The sequence below is a fragment of the Amycolatopsis sp. NPDC089917 genome (assembly GCF_040684635.1).
Classification (GTDB): domain Bacteria; phylum Actinomycetota; class Actinomycetes; order Mycobacteriales; family Pseudonocardiaceae; genus Amycolatopsis.
Genome location: NZ_JBFBGL010000083.1, coordinates 1 through 15,451, shown reverse-complemented (window position 1 = coordinate 15,451; position 15,451 = coordinate 1). Strand labels below are relative to the sequence as shown.

The 15,451-nt window shown below is 69.9% G+C and carries 19 protein-coding genes; 7 read left to right on the top strand and 12 right to left on the bottom strand.

Features of this window, described 5'->3' with window-relative positions; translation table 11 throughout:
• The first annotated feature begins 81 nt into the window (after positions 1-81).
• Complete coding sequence (locus tag AB0N89_RS36705; RefSeq protein WP_364214858.1) at positions 82-522, top strand: hypothetical protein; 441 nt, start codon at positions 82-84, stop codon at positions 520-522.
• Between the two features lie 8 nt (positions 523-530).
• On the opposite strand, the gene AB0N89_RS36700 is transcribed toward AB0N89_RS36705, so the two are convergent.
• Positions 531-1,337, bottom strand: a complete 807-nt coding sequence (locus AB0N89_RS36700; protein ID WP_364214855.1) for an MBL fold metallo-hydrolase — start codon at positions 1,335-1,337, stop codon at positions 531-533.
• A 127-nt stretch (positions 1,338-1,464) separates the two neighbouring features.
• Complete coding sequence (locus AB0N89_RS36695) at positions 1,465-1,698, bottom strand: hypothetical protein (protein ID WP_364214852.1); 234 nt, start codon at positions 1,696-1,698, stop codon at positions 1,465-1,467.
• A 130-nt stretch (positions 1,699-1,828) separates the two neighbouring features.
• Between AB0N89_RS36695 and AB0N89_RS36690 the strand changes: the two genes are divergently transcribed.
• Positions 1,829-2,218 (top strand): MFS transporter, encoded by a 390-nt coding sequence (locus AB0N89_RS36690; RefSeq protein WP_364214849.1) that lies wholly within the window; start codon positions 1,829-1,831, stop codon positions 2,216-2,218.
• A 136-nt stretch (positions 2,219-2,354) separates the two neighbouring features.
• Here the strand turns inward: AB0N89_RS36690 and AB0N89_RS36685 are convergent, their stop codons facing one another.
• Together AB0N89_RS36685 and AB0N89_RS36680 are read right to left on the bottom strand one after the other, a co-directional pair.
• Positions 2,355-3,773, bottom strand: a complete 1,419-nt coding sequence (locus AB0N89_RS36685; RefSeq protein WP_364214846.1) for a hypothetical protein — start codon at positions 3,771-3,773, stop codon at positions 2,355-2,357.
• Positions 3,770-4,108 carry a type VII secretion target gene (locus AB0N89_RS36680; RefSeq protein WP_364214844.1) on the bottom strand — a complete coding sequence of 113 codons (339 nt, stop codon included), beginning with the start codon at positions 4,106-4,108 and terminating at the stop codon, positions 3,770-3,772. Before AB0N89_RS36680 ends, AB0N89_RS36685 begins: the two co-directional genes overlap by 4 nt.
• Before the next feature lie 185 nt (positions 4,109-4,293).
• On the opposite strand from AB0N89_RS36680, the gene AB0N89_RS36675 reads away from it, so the two are divergent.
• Positions 4,294-4,656 carry a VOC family protein gene (locus AB0N89_RS36675; RefSeq protein ID WP_364214841.1) on the top strand — a complete coding sequence of 121 codons (363 nt, stop codon included), beginning with the start codon at positions 4,294-4,296 and terminating at the stop codon, positions 4,654-4,656.
• A gap of 5 nt (positions 4,657-4,661) precedes the next feature.
• Here the strand turns inward: AB0N89_RS36675 and AB0N89_RS36670 are convergent, their stop codons facing one another.
• Positions 4,662-5,597: a zinc-binding dehydrogenase gene (locus tag AB0N89_RS36670; RefSeq protein ID WP_364214838.1), complete on the bottom strand. Its 936-nt coding sequence runs from the start codon at positions 5,595-5,597 to the stop codon at positions 4,662-4,664.
• A 92-nt stretch (positions 5,598-5,689) separates the two neighbouring features.
• Between AB0N89_RS36670 and AB0N89_RS36665 the strand changes: the two genes are divergently transcribed.
• A complete protein-coding gene (locus tag AB0N89_RS36665) occupies positions 5,690-6,286 on the top strand; it encodes a TetR family transcriptional regulator (RefSeq protein ID WP_364214835.1) in 597 nt (198 codons plus the stop codon).
• 105 nt (positions 6,287-6,391) lie between these two features.
• Here AB0N89_RS36665 and AB0N89_RS36660 read toward each other — a convergent pair whose 3' ends face one another.
• Both AB0N89_RS36660 and AB0N89_RS36655 read right to left on the bottom strand, forming a co-directional pair.
• Complete coding sequence (locus AB0N89_RS36660) at positions 6,392-6,952, bottom strand: LuxR C-terminal-related transcriptional regulator (protein WP_364214833.1); 561 nt, start codon at positions 6,950-6,952, stop codon at positions 6,392-6,394.
• Positions 6,953-6,999: 47 nt separating this feature from the next.
• A complete protein-coding gene (locus AB0N89_RS36655; RefSeq protein WP_364214830.1) occupies positions 7,000-7,761 on the bottom strand; it encodes a BPL-N domain-containing protein in 762 nt (253 codons plus the stop codon).
• Between the two features lie 249 nt (positions 7,762-8,010).
• Here AB0N89_RS36655 and AB0N89_RS36650 point away from each other — a divergent pair, with 249 nt between their 5' ends.
• From AB0N89_RS36650 to AB0N89_RS36640, 3 genes are all read left to right on the top strand, one after another.
• A complete protein-coding gene (locus tag AB0N89_RS36650) occupies positions 8,011-8,661 on the top strand; it encodes a response regulator transcription factor (protein ID WP_364214904.1) in 651 nt (216 codons plus the stop codon).
• Positions 8,658-9,758: a histidine kinase gene (locus AB0N89_RS36645; RefSeq protein ID WP_364214827.1), complete on the top strand. Its 1,101-nt coding sequence runs from the start codon at positions 8,658-8,660 to the stop codon at positions 9,756-9,758. Before AB0N89_RS36650 ends, AB0N89_RS36645 begins: the two co-directional genes overlap by 4 nt.
• A 90-nt stretch (positions 9,759-9,848) precedes the next feature.
• Complete coding sequence (locus AB0N89_RS36640) at positions 9,849-10,799, top strand: aldo/keto reductase (protein WP_364214901.1); 951 nt, start codon at positions 9,849-9,851, stop codon at positions 10,797-10,799.
• Between the two features lie 11 nt (positions 10,800-10,810).
• On the opposite strand, the gene AB0N89_RS36635 is transcribed toward AB0N89_RS36640, so the two are convergent.
• The 5 genes from AB0N89_RS36635 to AB0N89_RS36615 all read right to left on the bottom strand — a co-directional run bounded on the left by AB0N89_RS36635 (position 10,811) and on the right by AB0N89_RS36615 (position 15,142).
• On the bottom strand, positions 10,811-11,176 hold the full coding sequence (locus AB0N89_RS36635) for a VOC family protein (RefSeq protein ID WP_364214824.1): 366 nt from the start codon (positions 11,174-11,176) through the stop codon (positions 10,811-10,813).
• 19 nt (positions 11,177-11,195) lie between these two features.
• A complete protein-coding gene (locus AB0N89_RS36630; protein ID WP_364214821.1) occupies positions 11,196-11,615 on the bottom strand; it encodes a hypothetical protein in 420 nt (139 codons plus the stop codon).
• A 117-nt stretch (positions 11,616-11,732) separates the two neighbouring features.
• Positions 11,733-12,386, bottom strand: coding sequence for a response regulator transcription factor (locus AB0N89_RS36625; protein WP_364214819.1), 654 nt, complete (start codon positions 12,384-12,386; stop codon positions 11,733-11,735).
• Entirely contained in the window at positions 12,383-13,573 is a 1,191-nt protein-coding gene (locus tag AB0N89_RS36620; protein ID WP_364214816.1) for a histidine kinase, read from the bottom strand. Before AB0N89_RS36620 ends, AB0N89_RS36625 begins: the two co-directional genes overlap by 4 nt.
• A gap of 105 nt (positions 13,574-13,678) precedes the next feature.
• Positions 13,679-15,142, bottom strand: coding sequence for an alpha/beta hydrolase (locus AB0N89_RS36615; protein ID WP_364214813.1), 1,464 nt, complete (start codon positions 15,140-15,142; stop codon positions 13,679-13,681).
• Between the last annotated feature and the right edge of the window lie 309 nt (positions 15,143-15,451).

Here is a 15,451-nt window from a genome sequence, read left to right as displayed (position 1 = left end):
CAAAAATATTTGCCCGTTTCTCGAACCACCGGCACCGGAGGCGGTGTGAGGGACGGGAGCAGCGCGGGCTAGGTTGCTCGGGTGAGTCTTCTGGATGAGGTGGCCGAGCGCGACGGCTGGCGATGCTGGGTGTGCGACGAACCAGTCGATCCCGACATGTCGGTGAACGACCCGCGAGGCCCCAGTGTCGACAGCCGGACCGCCGACCGGAAGGCCAAGATCGCCGAGCGGCTCGCGCACCGCGGATGCAACACCCGCAAGGGCGCGGTGAAGGTGGTGATCGCCTGGCCCGACCGCCTGCACGTGGTCGAACCCGCTCCGCTGATCACCGTCGCCGGACGGCTGGAACGCAAGGGCGGCCGCGAGATGGTGGCCCGGTGCCCGACCAGGCAGGACGCGCGGGAGGCGGCGGACTGGCTGGTGGACCGGTTCTCCCGGCTGCTGCCGGGGCTACCGGTGACCGCGAACGTCGAACCGGGTGGCGGCCAGTTCCTCGTCATCCTGGCCGCCGGCCGCCGCTGACCGGCGGGTCAAGCCGGAAGGCGCCGAACCTGCCCTTCGTGCACGTCGCTCACCCACTCCCAGCCGGGTTCGGCCGACGGCCCGATCCGCGGGTCGTCGGGGACGCGGCCCTCCCGCAGGGCCAGCACGTACGCCCGATCGCGGTCGATCCGCTCACGCACCTGGCCGGCTCCGCCGACCGACCCGTGGCCGGGGACGACGACCTCGACGTCGCCCGCCACGTCCTCCAGCAGCCGCAGCGCGGCGAGGTAGTCCTCGACCGGGTCATCGCCGTCGAAGTCGAGCATCGGGACCAGGACGTCGGAGAGCATGTCGCCCGCGACGAGAACCCCGCGCTCTTCGATGACCAGCGCCGCGTGGCCCGGCGCGTGCGCCCGGTGCTCGATGATCCGGACCCCGGGGCCGTCCCACGGGATCCGCGTCGTCCCGGCGGGCAGGGCGGTGAGGAGACCGAACAGGTCCAGCAGAACCTTGTCCGCGATGCCCGTCGGCTCCAGGTGCTCGATGATGCGGGCCTTCGCGTCCGGGCCGGCCAGCAGTTCCTCGACGGCGGCCGCGCACCGGGCCGTGCCGTAACGGGGAGCCGTGCCGAGGCGGGCGTGCCAGAGCAGGTGATCCCAATCCGGATGCGTCGAGAAGCCCGTCACCACGGTCTGCCCCAGCCGCGACAGGTCGTTCGCGAGGCAGGCCATTTCGTGGTCCTGCACGCCGGGATCGATCAGCAGCACACCGTCCCCGCCCTGCACGACGACGGCGTTGCTCCGCACGAACTCGCTCTCGTGGACGAGCACACCTTCCGCGACCCGCGTCAGCATGGACGGACCTCGCTCGCCCTCTCCGCCGTCCGCCGCCTGGTGTCACTCATCCGCCGCCTCCTCGACCCGTCACGCGTCGCGACGATTCTTGCCCGGGCCGGCGCGATGGGCAACGGCGGCGGCGCGGCTAGTCGCCCGCGATCGCCTTCGCGACCCTGGCCTCGACTCGTTCGGCGGTGACCGGACACGAGAGCGGGTCGTCGCGCGGGCATTTGCCGAGGTGGGTCAAAGCGTCTATCGCCTGGCGCAACCGCTCGACGGTCGCCGTGAGGTCGTCGACGCGGTGGGCGACGAGCTCACGCCAGTGCTCGATCGCGCGTGGTCCGGCGAGAATCTCCGCGGTGTGGTCGAGGCTCATCATCGCGTCGTCGTGCCAGAGCTGGACGAACGCGAGCCGGCGTCGTCGTCGTAGAAGCGCACCCTGGCTCGGCGCGTGGTCGCCGGGACCAGACCGAGTTCGTCGTAGTACCGCCGTCGTCTCAGGGGCCGGTTTGGGAATCGTCGCGATCTCACTGCTCGCCTTGGCGATCCTGATATCGCCGGGCACACCGCTGTGGGCGCTGATGAGCGCTGTCGTTCTCAACGGTTTCGGCAACGGGATCGCCTGGACGTCCGTCTCGGCGATCACCAGTGCGTCGCTGCCTCCCGACGTTGCCGGAGCGGGATCCGGCGTCTTCAACGCGATGCGATCGCTGGGAGCCGCCATCGGCGCGGCCGGCGTCGGCGGTGTCATGCAAGCACGCCTCGCCGCCGCTCCCGACGGTCCGGCGGGTCACGCCGCCGCGATGGGCCAGAGCCTCGTCTTCTTCGTCGTGATGCTCGCTCTCGCGCTGGTCGCGACCAGCGCGATGCGGGCGGATCGGGACCGGCGCGGGTCGTGAGTGCGGCCGTTCGCAGGCTGGTCCGTGAAGGCCTCCTTGAGGGACTCTGGGTCCCTCAAGGAGGCCTTCACGGACCGGTCAGCACCGCGTCGCGAAGGCACTACCGTGAAGCCGTCGGCCATTTACCCAGGTCAGCTCAGGGAACCTCGTAGAACTTGTCGTAGTGCCCCGGCGCGTAATAGAACTTGTCGTTGTCGTCCTTGACGATCCGGTCCGGCTTCGGCCGCTGGTTGTCCGGCAACGGCTTCCCGTTGAAGTCCGTGTACTTGTCGGCGTCCCTGATGGGTTTGTCGTCGTACCGCGGTGTCGGGTGGACGTCGAACTCGTAGTATTTGCCGTCGTACGGCTTCGCCGGCTTCCCGTCCGGGCCCAGCGGCTGGCCGGCGGGCTTGTTGCCGTCGCTCGTCTTGCCGTTGTGCGGAAGCCTGCCCTCGTTCCCGACCTTGCCGCCTGCCTGCCCGTGGTTCCCGTAGATCCGGCCGCCCCAGGTCGAGCCCGCGCCGGGGGTGGGCTTGTTCCCCAGGCCGAGCGAGTTCAGCTTGTTGTCGTCCACGTTGTTGTGCCAGGCGCCGAACTGGCCGCTGTCCTTGTGGTCGAGGATCCACCGCTTCATCTTCTGCGCGGCGTCCTTCTGCGCCTGGGTGAGATCGTCGAACTTGCCGAGTTCCGGCGACAGGTCCGCCGGCTTGTCGGGCTGCGGTTGAGGCTTCTTCCCCTTGCCGCCGCCCCCGCCGCCGCGGGTGCCGTTGTACTCCCCGCCCGGCTTCGGGCCGCGCGGCTTTCCCGGGGGCCCGGTCTTGCCCGCGTCGATCTTGCGAAGCGCCTTCTCCGCTTGGGCGAAGATGTTCTTCGCCTTCTTCATCAGCGGCGCGAGCGCGCTCATCGCCTTGACCAGCTTGGTGACGACGGTGGCGATCTTGCTCGCGGTCTTCGCGATGGCGGCGGTTACCTGGGGCAGCACCCAGGTCATGCCCAGGCCGAGTGTCGCCAGGACCTGCAAGGCCCAGCTGATCAGCCTGGCGATCAGTTCGGCGATGGTGTCGCGGACGAGCGTACGGACCGCGGTGACCACCTCGCCGCCGATCCGGGTGCCGGAGGCGGCTCCGCCCGCGGCCTGCTGGCAGGCGCCGATCAGGGCCGCGACGTCCGCCCCGCGCGCCCGGTAGGCGTCGCCGGCGGTGCCCGCCCAGTTCGCGGTCTCGGCGACGACCATCCCGTCGAGGTCGGTGCTGATCGACGCGAGTTCGTCGGCGACGTTCTGCCAGGTTTCGGCGTGCGCGGTGATCTCGTCCGGGTCTCCGGCGAGAGCGTCGAGCGCTTCCTTCAGGGGCCCGACATGCTCCATCAGCCAGCCGACACCGGCGGCGAGGATGGTGCCGAACGGGTCCATGGCGGCGGACACCGCGTCCATCGCGGTCCCGACCGCGCCGACCGCGACGGACGCCCAGTCACCGCTTTCGATGGACGACTTCAACTCGGTGGCGGATTCGAGCAGGGGAACGCCGGACACCGCGGTGGTGGAATCCTTCGGTGTGGCGACGAGAGGGTTGGTCATCGCTGGGCCTTCTCCATCGGCGTCGTCGGGATGGCGGCCTCGTACTGCTTGAACATCTCGACACCGGAGGCGTCCTGCTCGCTGTAGGACTGCTCGGCCGTGCGCAGATTGGCGGCGGTCGCCCGGACACCGTCGATCGCGGCCTTGATCGAGTCGATCGTCTTCTCCTCCGCCGGATTGATGAACGGCGGCACGAACGCGCAGATCAGTCCGTAGGCCTCGTCCGACATGGCCGCGGTGTTCGCCGCCGCCAGCACGGTGTCCAAGCGCTCGGCGATCCCGTCGACAGAGGCCGCGTGCTTGCCGATTTCCGCCGGTACGACCTGGAAACTCATCAGTCTTCCCTCCGGAGCGACGGGTGCGTCACTCCCTCTAGACGATCACTGCGCGGCCACCCTTCCACCGAGCGCGGTCGCGCGTGAGCGCTCCGTGCGAACAGGCAACGTTCGATGGACGAAAGGGCAGCCGCGTCAGCGCTTCTTCCGGGATTCGGCCACGACGCGGTGCTAGCGTCTCTCCGATGAGCGTGGAATTCCTCGGCCTTCGCACCATCGTCTACCCGGCGCCCGATCTCGCGGCCGCCAAGAAGTGGTGGACTTCGGTGCTGGACATCGAACCGTATTTCGACCAGCCGTTCTACGTCGGCTACACGGTCGCCGGTTACGAACTCGCGCTCGATCCCGACGGCGACCCCGAAGCCGGACCGATCACCTATTGGGGCGTCGAGGATGTCGAAGCCGGTGAGGCGGCCTTGCTCGCCGCCGGGGCGACTACGCATTCAGAAGTCAAAGAAGTCGGCGGAGGCATCAAGGTCGCCATCGTCCGCACCCCCGACGGCAACCTGGTCGGCCTGATCCACAATCCCTACTTCAAGGCCGAGTAGTCCGCTCAGACGATGTCCAGCACCGCTTTGCCGTGCAGGCGTCGTTCGAGCAGGGCCATGACCGCGTCGCCATAGGAGTTCCACGCGGCTCGCATGCTGATTCCGGGATCGACGCGCCCCTCGGCGATTTCGGCGGCGAGCCAGGTCAGGTCCGCGGAGAAGTCTTCGGCCGCGTCGGCGAGCAAGAAGTAGGTGCGGATCGACCGGTCGTGCCGTCCGTCGGTCGGTGTCAACGCGGCGGCGGGGAAGATCGAGTCCACTCCGGACGACCGGCCGACGCTCACCACCGTTCCTCCCGCCTCGACAGCGGCGAACGCGTCGACGAGCTGTCGCCCTCCGACGTTCTCCAGCACCGCGGCCACCGGACGCTCCACGTGGGCGGGATCGGCGTGGACCTCGTGCGCGCCCAGCGCCCGCAGGCTTTCCTCCAGCGCGGGGTTCCCGCTGATGGCGACGACTTCGGCGCCCGCGCGGGCCGCCAGCTGGATCGCGTAGCGACCGACGCCGCCGGACGCGCCGGTGACCATCACGCGGCGGCCGAGCAGGGATCCCATACCCCGCAACACCCGCAGCGCGGTCAGCCCGGCGACCGGGATCGTGCTCACCGCGCCGAGGTCGGCGCCGTCCGGCACGATGCCGAGCCGGGTGGCCGGGACCGCCCGCAGCTCGGCCCACCCGGCGGTCTCGCCCAGGGTGACCACTCGGGTCCCGGCCGCGGGCCCGGAACCGTCGGCGGCCGCCTCGATCACGACGCCCGCCGCGTCCCAGCCGATCAGGGCGCCGTCCGGCGTCTCCGGGTCGGTCGCGCCCTTGACCTCGCCGTAGTTGAGGGAAACCGCCTCCACCCGCACCAGCGCCTCGCCGGGGGCGGGGACCGGATCGGCCACCTCGGCCTGGGAGAGATGGGCTTTCGCGGTGTGGTCCACGACTAGTGCGCGCACGATCTGATCTCCTCCACTCAAAGTGCCACAGTGTGGCGTTTGCTCCATTGAATCATATGCTCGCCCGGGGCGGGTCGGCTAGACTTCGGTCCATGACGACCTCCGGGGAGCCCGCGACCCTGCGCGAGCGCAAGAAGCTGCGCACTCGCCAAGCCCTGGCGGAAACGGCGATCGAGCTGTTCGGCGAGCACGGTTTCGACACCACCCCGCTGGACGCGCTGCTGGACGCGGTCGAGGTGTCCAGGCGGACCTTCTTCCGCAACTACCGGTCGAAGGAGGACGTCGCCCTCACCGCCGTCAAACAACTCTGGAGCGATTTCCTCGTCACGCTGGACGGAACCGAGAAGTCCGGATCTCTTGTGGACGTCTTCCGCGACGCGCTGCTGACCACGTTGGACCACATGGACGACGCTTGGTACGAGCGCTTCCCCGCGACGCTCAGGTTGATCGACCGGTCCGCCTCGTTGAACGGCCATTCGCTGCGCCACTGCGCGGAAATCCAGACCGAGGCCGCACACCGGCTCGGCGATCCGCGCGACCTCGAACTGCGCATGCTCATCGAATTCTGCGTGGCCACCTGGCGGTGCGCGCTGGACGAATGGCTGCCCGACTGCGCTCCCGGCGAGCTCCCGGGCCACGTGCGGCGCGCCTTCTCCGCCATGAACGACAGCCTGCTCTTGCGAGCGTGACGGAGTCGCCATGCCCACGACCGCATGACCGCGTCGGCGCGCCGCTGGCACGGATCGAAATCGAGGCCGGCCCGGCCGCCCTTCCCGTCCGCGTCGCCGGCCGACTCAGATCGCCCCGGTCCGCAAGGCGTACGCCACCGCGTGCGACCGGTTCCTCAGCTTCAGCCGGGAGGTCATGGCGTAGATGATGTTCTTCACCGTCCGTTCCGAATAGGACAGTTCGGCCGCGATCGCGTTCGTGTCGAGCCCGTCGGCCATCAAGCGCAGCACATCGGTCTCGCGTTCGGAAAGGGCGGGCGCGGCAGGCTCGGGAGGATCGATCCGGTCACGCGGGAATCGGCCGGCCTGGCGGATCAGCGCGCCGAGCGGATCGGACGGTGGCTCCGCCGCGACGGACCGGACCACGCCCGGCAGTTCTTCGTCCGTCGCCGACGCGCGCGGCAGCACGGCGACCACCCCGCACTCCACCGCGACCGGCAGCTCGCTTTCCCTGATCCGGTCCACCATCAGCACGATCGGCTTGCCCGGCTCGGCCGCGAGCCGGCGCAAGGCCGCGATCGCGTCGGCCGAAAGACGTTCGAACGCCGCGACGACGACGTCGGCCTCGGCTCGCTGCGAAGCTCCTACGACCCTCATGTCCAGGCGGGATCCCAGATAGCTGACCATTCCGGCCGCCGTGAGGGGATCCAGCGAGCAGACACGCACTCGCACTCTCACGGTCGTCCGACGGTCGTGTCGATCAGTTCGTGAGCCAGGTCGAGGCGGACGCCTTCGGGATTGGTCAGGCCCGCGTCCTCGTACCAGGAATCGTCGGCCTCCGGATGCGGGCCGCTGAGCCCGATCCGCCCCTTGCCGTACGGCACGACGACGACGGCAGCGGCTCCGTTGTCGTAAGTCGCCAGGACGGTCGCGTCGGCGCCACGGTCCAACCGGAATGCGGGTCCGTCCTGGAAGTACATGTGCCGCGTTTCGCCCTTCCAGGTCACCTTCAGCACGGTGTCGCGGTCGTCGGGGACGGTGGAGCCGGGCGAACCGGCGTACCCGTAGCTGTCGCCGGGCAGCAGGTCGAAGCCCGGGTCGCGGCCCGCCAGGTAGCCACCGAAGCACAGGCCGAGGTAGCTGCCACCCGCCCGGATCCAGTCGCGCATCACCTGGGCGGAGTCACGCAGATCCCGCCAGGTCCGCTCCAGATCGGAACCGCCACCGGGCTGGACGTACAGCCGCGCCTCGGCGAGCGCGGCGGCGTCGAGCGGGACACCGGTGCCGGGGCCGACGTACTTGACGTCGAACGGGCGCGGCGCCTCGCGCAGCAATTCGGCCACCGACGGCGCGCACTCGTCGCAGCCCTGCGGGCCGTTGTACACCAGCGCGAGCGGCTTGCGACCGCCTTCTTCACCGAGAGCCTGCCGTCCGCAACCGGCGGCCAGCAACGCGGCGAGGGGAAGCGTGCCGAGCAGCACTCGGCGTCGGTTCACCACACCCGGGGAAGGGGTGGTCTTCGGATCTGTTCCAGGCACTGCCGCACTCCCGTGTCCGCCGATCGCGATCGTCGTCCTTTTCGTCGCTTTCCATGGTCCGGGTCCACGCCGACCGGCCGCACCGGCGAACCGGCCCGAACACCCCGCCGACCGGCTGCCGTGCTCCACCCGATCGGCGGGTAGGGGCTTCCCCGCCTCGGGTGGTGCCCGTCCGCCGGGAGCGACGAGACTGGGCGCATGATTCGGGTGGTCGTCGTCGACGACGAGGAGCTGGTGCGCTCGGGATTCCGCCTCATCCTGGAGGCCGCGGGCGACATCGAGGTCGTGGCGACGGCGACCGGCGCCGAGGCGGTCAAGGAGATCGGCCTGCACGGCCCCGACGTCGTACTGCTCGACATCCGGATGCCCGACGTCGACGGGCTCACCATCCTGCGGGAGCTGCGCGGCCTGCGGAAGGCACCGGCCGTGGCGATGCTGACGACCTTCGACTCCGACGAGTACATCGCGACCGCGTTGCGTTCGGGCGCGGCCGGGTTCCTGCTCAAGGACACCGCGCCCGGCCTGCTCGCGCATTTCGTCCGGACGCTGGCCGCCGGCGGGGTGGTGCTCTCCCCCAAGGTCACGCGCACCGTCGTCGACGGCTATCTCGAATCGGGGGCGGGCTCGCACGCGGCCACGCAGGTAGAGCGGTTGTCGGACCGCGAACGCGCGGTGCTCGTGCTCATCACGGACGGGTTGTCCAACGCCGACATCGCCGCGCGGATCCACCTGGGTGTCGGCACGGTCAAGGACCACGTGTCCGCCATCCTCACGAAACTCCAGGTGACGACCCGCGTCCAGGCCGCTTTGGTGGCCCAGCAGGCGGGCTTGCTGGGCCACGGCGAGGGCCGCTCGTGAACCGGGTGGTGCGCGCGCTGCTCGTCGACGCCGGGCTGATCGCCGTCGCCGCGATCGACGCGGGACTGGACCGGGCCGAACCGCTGGCGTTCGGCGCCGCGCTCATCACCCTCGGCGTCCTGCCGTTCCGTCGCCGGTGGCCGGTCTTCGTCTTCGCCGTCACCCTGCCCGCTCTCGCGATCTCGGGATCGGTCATCGCGACGCTGATCGCGCTCTATTCCGTGGCGCTGCTGCGTTCGAACCGGTATTTGCTCGCCGGCTGCGGCGTGCTGGCCACCGCCGGATACGTGTTCCCCGGCATCGATCTGCGGTTCGAGGAAACCGACGTGCTCACCGTCATCTACGCGGTCATCACCCCGGCCGCGCCGATCCTCCTCGGCAGGCTGGTGCACACCCGGCGCGAACTCACCCTGCGGCTGGAGGACATCCGGGAGGCTCGTGAGCACGAACGGATCCTGGACGCCCAGGCGGTTCTCGCCAAGGAACGCACCCAGCTGGCGCGCGAAATGCACGACGTCGTTTCGCACCAGGTGAGCCTGATCGCCGTCCAGGCCGGCGCGCTCAGCGTGTCGACCACGGACCCGAAGGCGAAGACCGCCGCCGAGAACGTCCGCAGGCTGTCGGTCGACACCCTCGACGAACTGCGCCACATGGTGAACCTGCTACGGGCCTCCGGCAGTTCCACGACCGAGCTCATGCCGCAACCGACGCTGTCCGATCTCGATCGCCTGATCGCCGGAAGCGGTATCGAGACGCGGCAGACCGGCACCGCGCCCGAGGGCATCGACACGGCCGTCCAGCGCACGATCTACCGGACCATCCAGGAAGCCCTGACCAACGTGCGCAAACACGCGCCGGGCAGCACGGCGACCGTGGACATCGCGGACGACGGCACCGACCTCACGGTGACCGTCAGCAACACGCCCGCGACCCGGCCCACGCTGACGTTGCCCAGCGCCCGGCACGGACTGCTCGGACTCCAGGAGCGCGCGGCGTTGCTGGGCGGCACCGTGGTCACCGACGCGACCCCCGACGGCGGATTCCGCCTTCGGCTACGCCTCCCCATCAGCGGTCAGCGAACCCGGGTTGACGTCTGACGGGGACTTTCGGGCAGCCGCGCCGCGACGATCGGGCAGATCCCCGCCGATCGGGGAATGGCGGGAGCGAAGTGCGTGCTTGAACCGATCATGACCACCCTTCGCCCGCTCGCCTCGTCCGATCTCCTCGTGTCCCCGCTGTGCCTGGGCGGGAACGTGTTCGGCTGGACAGCCGACGAAACGGGATCTTTCGAGGTACTCGACGCCTATCACCGCGCGGGCGGCAACTTCGTGGACACGGCCGACTCGTACATGTACCAATTCCCCGGCAACGAGCCCGGGCAGTCCGAGACCATCATCGGCAAGTGGCTCGCCGCCCGCCGCAACCGCGACGACATGGTCGTGGCCACCAAGGTCGGCGACCACCCCCGGTTCAAAGGCCTCGCACCGGCGAACATCAAGGCCGCCGCCGAGGAGTCCCTGCGACGGCTGGGCACCGACCGCATCGACCTGTACTACACCCATTTCGACGACGAGTCCGTCCCGGTCGAGGACATCGTCACCGCGCTCGACGACCTCGTGAAGGCGGGCAAGGTCCGCGCGATCGCGGCGTCCAACATCAGCCCGGAGCGTCTCTCCGCCTCGCTGGCTTTCTCGGACCGGGAGGGCCTCGCCCGCTACAGCGCGCTGCAGCCGCAGTACAACCTCGTCTCCCGCGACACCTACGAAGGCGAGCGGCGGGACATCGTGCGACGTGAAGGGCTGGCCTGTGTCCCGTACTTCGCTCTCGCTTCCGGTTTCCTGACCGGCAAGTACCGCCCGGGGAACGCCGTCGAGAACATTCGCAACATGCCCGGCCTCGCCGGCGGATACGCCGACACCGAACGCGGCGTGAACGTGCTCGCCGCCGTGGAAGAGGTCGCGACCGCCCGGGGCGTGGAGATGGCGACCGTCGCGGTGGCCTGGCTCGCCCAGCAGCCCACGGTGATCGCGCCGATCGCCTCGGCACGCACGGTCGAGCAGTTGCCCGCTCTGCTCGCCCTGTTCGATCTGCGGCTCTCCGACGTCGAACTCCGGACACTCACCGACGCTTCGGCCTGATCAGCTCGCGGTCACAGCGGACCGTAGATCACGACGGTGTTGCCCCAGGGGTCGCGCGCCACGGCCCGGACCTCGTGCGGGCCGCGCTCCGGCTGCCGGACCACGGATCCGCCCTGCTCCACGATCGCGGCCACCGCCGCGCCGACGTCGGGAACCTTCAAGGACGCCGCGGCCACGCCGCCGGTGACGTCCTCGGCGGGACCGGCGAGAGCCAGCGTGGTGCCGCCCGCGTCGAGAGCGGCGTAACGGTCGCCGTCCACGAACTTCGTCTCCAGGCCGAAGGCTGCGGTGTAGAACCGTACGGCGGCGTCGACGTCCGCCACCGGGTGCAGCACGTTGCCGATCCTGGCCGGGCCGATCTTCGCGTTTTCGCTCATGCGCCGACCGTAGCGGTTCTCAGCCGGTCGAGCGGACGGCGTTGTAGTAGGTGTCGGCGATGAAATCACATGGGCCGCGGGCCGGGCCCGTGCCGAAAGTGTGGTCGCATTGCCGATGCATGAGCCGGAAGAAGAGATCGTCGCAGCGCAGCGTGTTCTTCCCGCCTGCTTCCTCGCACATGTCGTGGTTCGCGCACGGCCCGCGGAAGTCCACCTGGCCCCAGGGCGGGACGACGGGCTTGTCCGGCGACAAGGTGCAATAGTCGTGCCAGGCGCCGCGGCTCGGGTCGTAGACGTAATTCGATGGAATGGGCACGAAAGCCGCTGCCTGCGCGGTACCCGCCAGGAAGGGAAGGGCACCGGCGACGGCAGCCAGCACCACAGCGCTTCGCCGAAGCTTCGATGATGTCCGTGACTGGCTCGATTTCGTTTCGGTCATCGGGATTCACCTCATCCGTCGGAGATTCACCTGAAATTCAGGCGCCATGGCGAAAAAGGCTATTCCGGCCCGGTCGGCCCCGTCAGGGCTCGTTCGGACCACACAACCGTGCCCGGTTCACCGTACGAGGCCGGATTCCCAGGCCCACACGGCGATTTCGGTGCGATTGCGGGCCGCGATCTTGCGCTGGATCGACGCGAGATGGGTCTTCACCGTCGACAGGGAGATCGTCAGCTCGTCGGTGATCTCGGCGTTCGTCCGGCCGCGCGCGATGGCTTTGGCGACGTCGAGTTCGCGCTGGGTCAGCGCGGGATCGGCACGGCGGGCGCGACGCCGGGCCGAGGTGGCGGTGAAATGGGCCAGCAGCCGCGTGGTGATCGACGGGGAGACCAGGGCCTCGCCGTTCGCGGCCGCGTGCACCGCCTCGACCAGCAGACCTGGACCGGCGTCCTTCAAGAGAAAGCCGCAGGCGCCGGAGCACAAGGCCTCGTGCACCAGTTCGTCGAGGTCGAAGGTGGTGACGACGAGGACGCGCAACGGGTCTTCGACGTCCGGGCCCGCCAGCTGCCGGGTGGCGGCGAGGCCGTCGACCAGCGGCATGCGGATGTCCATCAGCGTGACGTCCGGGCGCAGCCGCCGGGCCATCCGGACCGCCTGCTCGCCGTTTTCCGCCTCTCCGACCACTTCCAGCCCGGGCACCCGCTCCAGGATCAGCCGGAAACCCGTGCGCACCAAGGCCTGGTCGTCGGCCAGCAGGACTCGCAGTGTCACCGCGCGGCTCCCCCTTCCGGTCCGGCGGCGGAAACGCCGCCCGGCAAAGGCAATTCGGCGAGGACCCGCCAGCCGCGCTCCCCGTGCGCACCCGCGGTCAGCGTGCCGTCCAGCGCCGAAATCCGCTCGGCCATCCCGATCAGGCCGTAGCCGCCCGGAGACCGGCGCACCCTGCCGGGCCGGAGTCCGTCGTTGCCGACCTCGACGCGGAGACACCGGCGGCCGTCGACCGGCTCGACCAGCACGGTGATCTGGCGCGCGTCGGGCGCGTGCCTGCGCACGTTGTTCAGCGATTCGAGGACGACGCGGTGGACGGTGGACACCGTTTCCGGTGCGATCACGAGATCCTCCAGCCCATCCGCCAGCCGTACCGTGACGCCTTGGTCGTCGCCGACCGCCGCCTCGATCGTCTCCACCAGGCCGCCGACGGTGACCTGCGACGCGAGTTCGGGGCTGCGCAACATCATGACCAGCCGCCGCACCGCGCCGAGCGCCTCCGCTCCCGCGTGCTCGATCTCCTTGATCAGCTCCTGTTCCGGCCCGTCCGCCAGGATCACGCCGGCGGCCTGGGTGCGGACCACGACCCCGGTGATGTGGTGCGCCACCAGATCGTGCAGTTCCCGGGCCAGGGCGAGCCGTTCCCGGTCGCGGGCCGCGGCCAGCGCCGCTTCACGACGGGCTTCGCCGTCCCGCAGCATCAGCCCGACGATGACGCTGCATCCCCACAGCAGGGCCCACACCACCGCGATGGTCAGCGTCGTGAACGTGTCGCCGAAGCGCAGCACCGGGGCCGCGGCCATGGTCAGCCCGCCGAGCACCGCGAGCACGGCCGCGTGACCGCGCGGGAGCCGGTGGCACGACGCCCCGACCAGGACCGCCAGCGCCAGCGCCTCGGAGTCACCACTCGGCGCCGCGGCCGGTTCGAACAGGTAGCCCACCACGCTGCACCCCAGCGAGAGCGCGATCCCCGACGCGGTCAGCACCGCCGTCCGCGCCGGGAAACGGCGCCGCAGCAACGCGAACGCGCCCAGCACCAAGCCGGCCGCGAAGTAGAGGACCTCGCCGGCCGGGACCGGACCGTCCAGGATCAGGCGCCGCACCAGCTGTTCGACGTTCAGCCCGGCCAGGACGACGACCTCGGCGATCGCCAGACCGCGGCTGAGAGGCGGTGTGGCGGTCGGAAGCACGGGGCCGTCCCTCCTGGTTCTCCGGTCCGGTGATCATCATGCCCCAGCGGCCACGGTGATGCCGGGTGCGCCGGAGACTCCGGCGCACCCGGCATCACCGGTGGTTCATCGGGGTTCGGCCGCGCACGCCAGGTCGTGCTTCGGACGCTGGCCCGTCAGCAGGAACGTGGTGGCCGCCGTGTCGGCGCACTTGTTGCCGACGTAGGGATACACGCCGTGCCCGCCCGCGTCGACGGTGACCATGCGAGCCCGGTCGCCGAACGCGCGCCGCAGCTTCTCGGCCCCCACCAGCGGTGTCGCCGGGTCACGCCGGTTCTGCAGCATGAGGACGTTCGCGGGTCCGCGGTCACCGACGCGCACCGGCCGCTCCTTGGCGTCGGGCCAGAACGCGCACGGCTGGACGTTCGCGCCGGCGGCGCCGAACATCGGATGACGGAGCCGGTCGATCGCCACGGTGCGCTGGTAGGTGCCCACCGAACTGGGCCAGCGGGAGTCGTTGCAGATCATGTAGTAGCGGCCGGAGACCAAGTTCTCCACGCCGGGCACTTCGCCCGGGCCCATCGGCGGGAGCGGCTGGTCGTTGTCGAGCGCCTGCCAGATCTTCGCCACGAGCGGCATTCCCGCGTCGCCGAAGAGGAAACCGTAGGTGAGCATCCGGAAGCTCGGGCCGTCGACGTCGCGGACCGGGGCCTTGTCCAGCCGCGCGGCGAGGTCGAAGTACTTCTCGGTGATCTGCTCGGGCGTGCTGCCGAGCCCGTAGGTGGCCGAGTTGGCCGCGGCGAACTTGGCGAAGTCCGGGAAACGGTCGTCGAAGCCCTGGGCGTACAGCCGATCGTTCGCGTAGTCCCAGCCGTCCGGGCCCACGTTGCTGTCGAGCATGATCCGGTCGCTGCGCTGCGGGTACAGCGTGGTGTACACGGCGCCGAGGTGGGTGCCCCACGAGTAGCCGGCGAAGGAGATCTTCTTCTCGCCCAGCGCGGCCCGGATCCGGTCCATGTCGCGGGCGGTGTTGGCGGTGCTGACGTGCGGCAGCATCCACGCCGACTTCGAACCGGCGCACTGCCCGGCGATGGCCTTCGACTGCTCGGCGCGCTTCGTCACGTCGGCGGCGTCGCGAGCGTACGGCGGGACGTTGCCCACCGCCTGCTGCTCCGGCGTCAGGTCACAGGTCACCGGCGTGCTGTGCCCGATCCCGCGCGGGTCGAACCCGATCAGGTCGTAGCTGTCGAGCACGCTCTGCGGCATCTTCGCCGTCCTCAGGTCGGCGGGGAACTTCAGCCCGGCCGACGGACCACCCGGATTGGTGAGCAGCACGCCGCGGCGCTGTCCCGGGTTCTTGCTCGCCAGGCGGGAGATCGCGATGTCGATCTGCTTGCCGCCGGGGTCGTCATGGTCGAGTGGAACCTTGATCGTCGAACATTCCAGGCCAGGCGCCGCGGCGTCCTCCGGACACGGCCCCCACTTCACCGTCCCCGGCGACGCCTCCGGTGACGCCCCCGCCGGTACCGCCGCCGCGGCGGCCGCCGCCAGGATGGCGATCGCTAGCGCGATGGACCACGTCTTCCTCATCCGAGACCCCTCTTCCGATCTGTTGGCGAATACCCATCCTGTTCACCGGGCGGTGAAAGCACATCGAGCGCGGGAATGGTTCCGTCATCGCCTTTGGTCGGCCAAAAGGACTAGCCGGAAGGACGAGCCCGAAGGACGCGGGGGCCATGAAGGGACAGGGCGGCGGTGGGCATGGGCGCGGGGTGGTCGTGAGTGGTAAGTGACGTTCTAACGTCATGTCTGAGTTCAGGACATCGTGAACAGTTGATGTTTCAGGACATCGTGAACACTTGACCGGCCTGTCGGCGTGGTGACCAGGGGGTTCGTGGT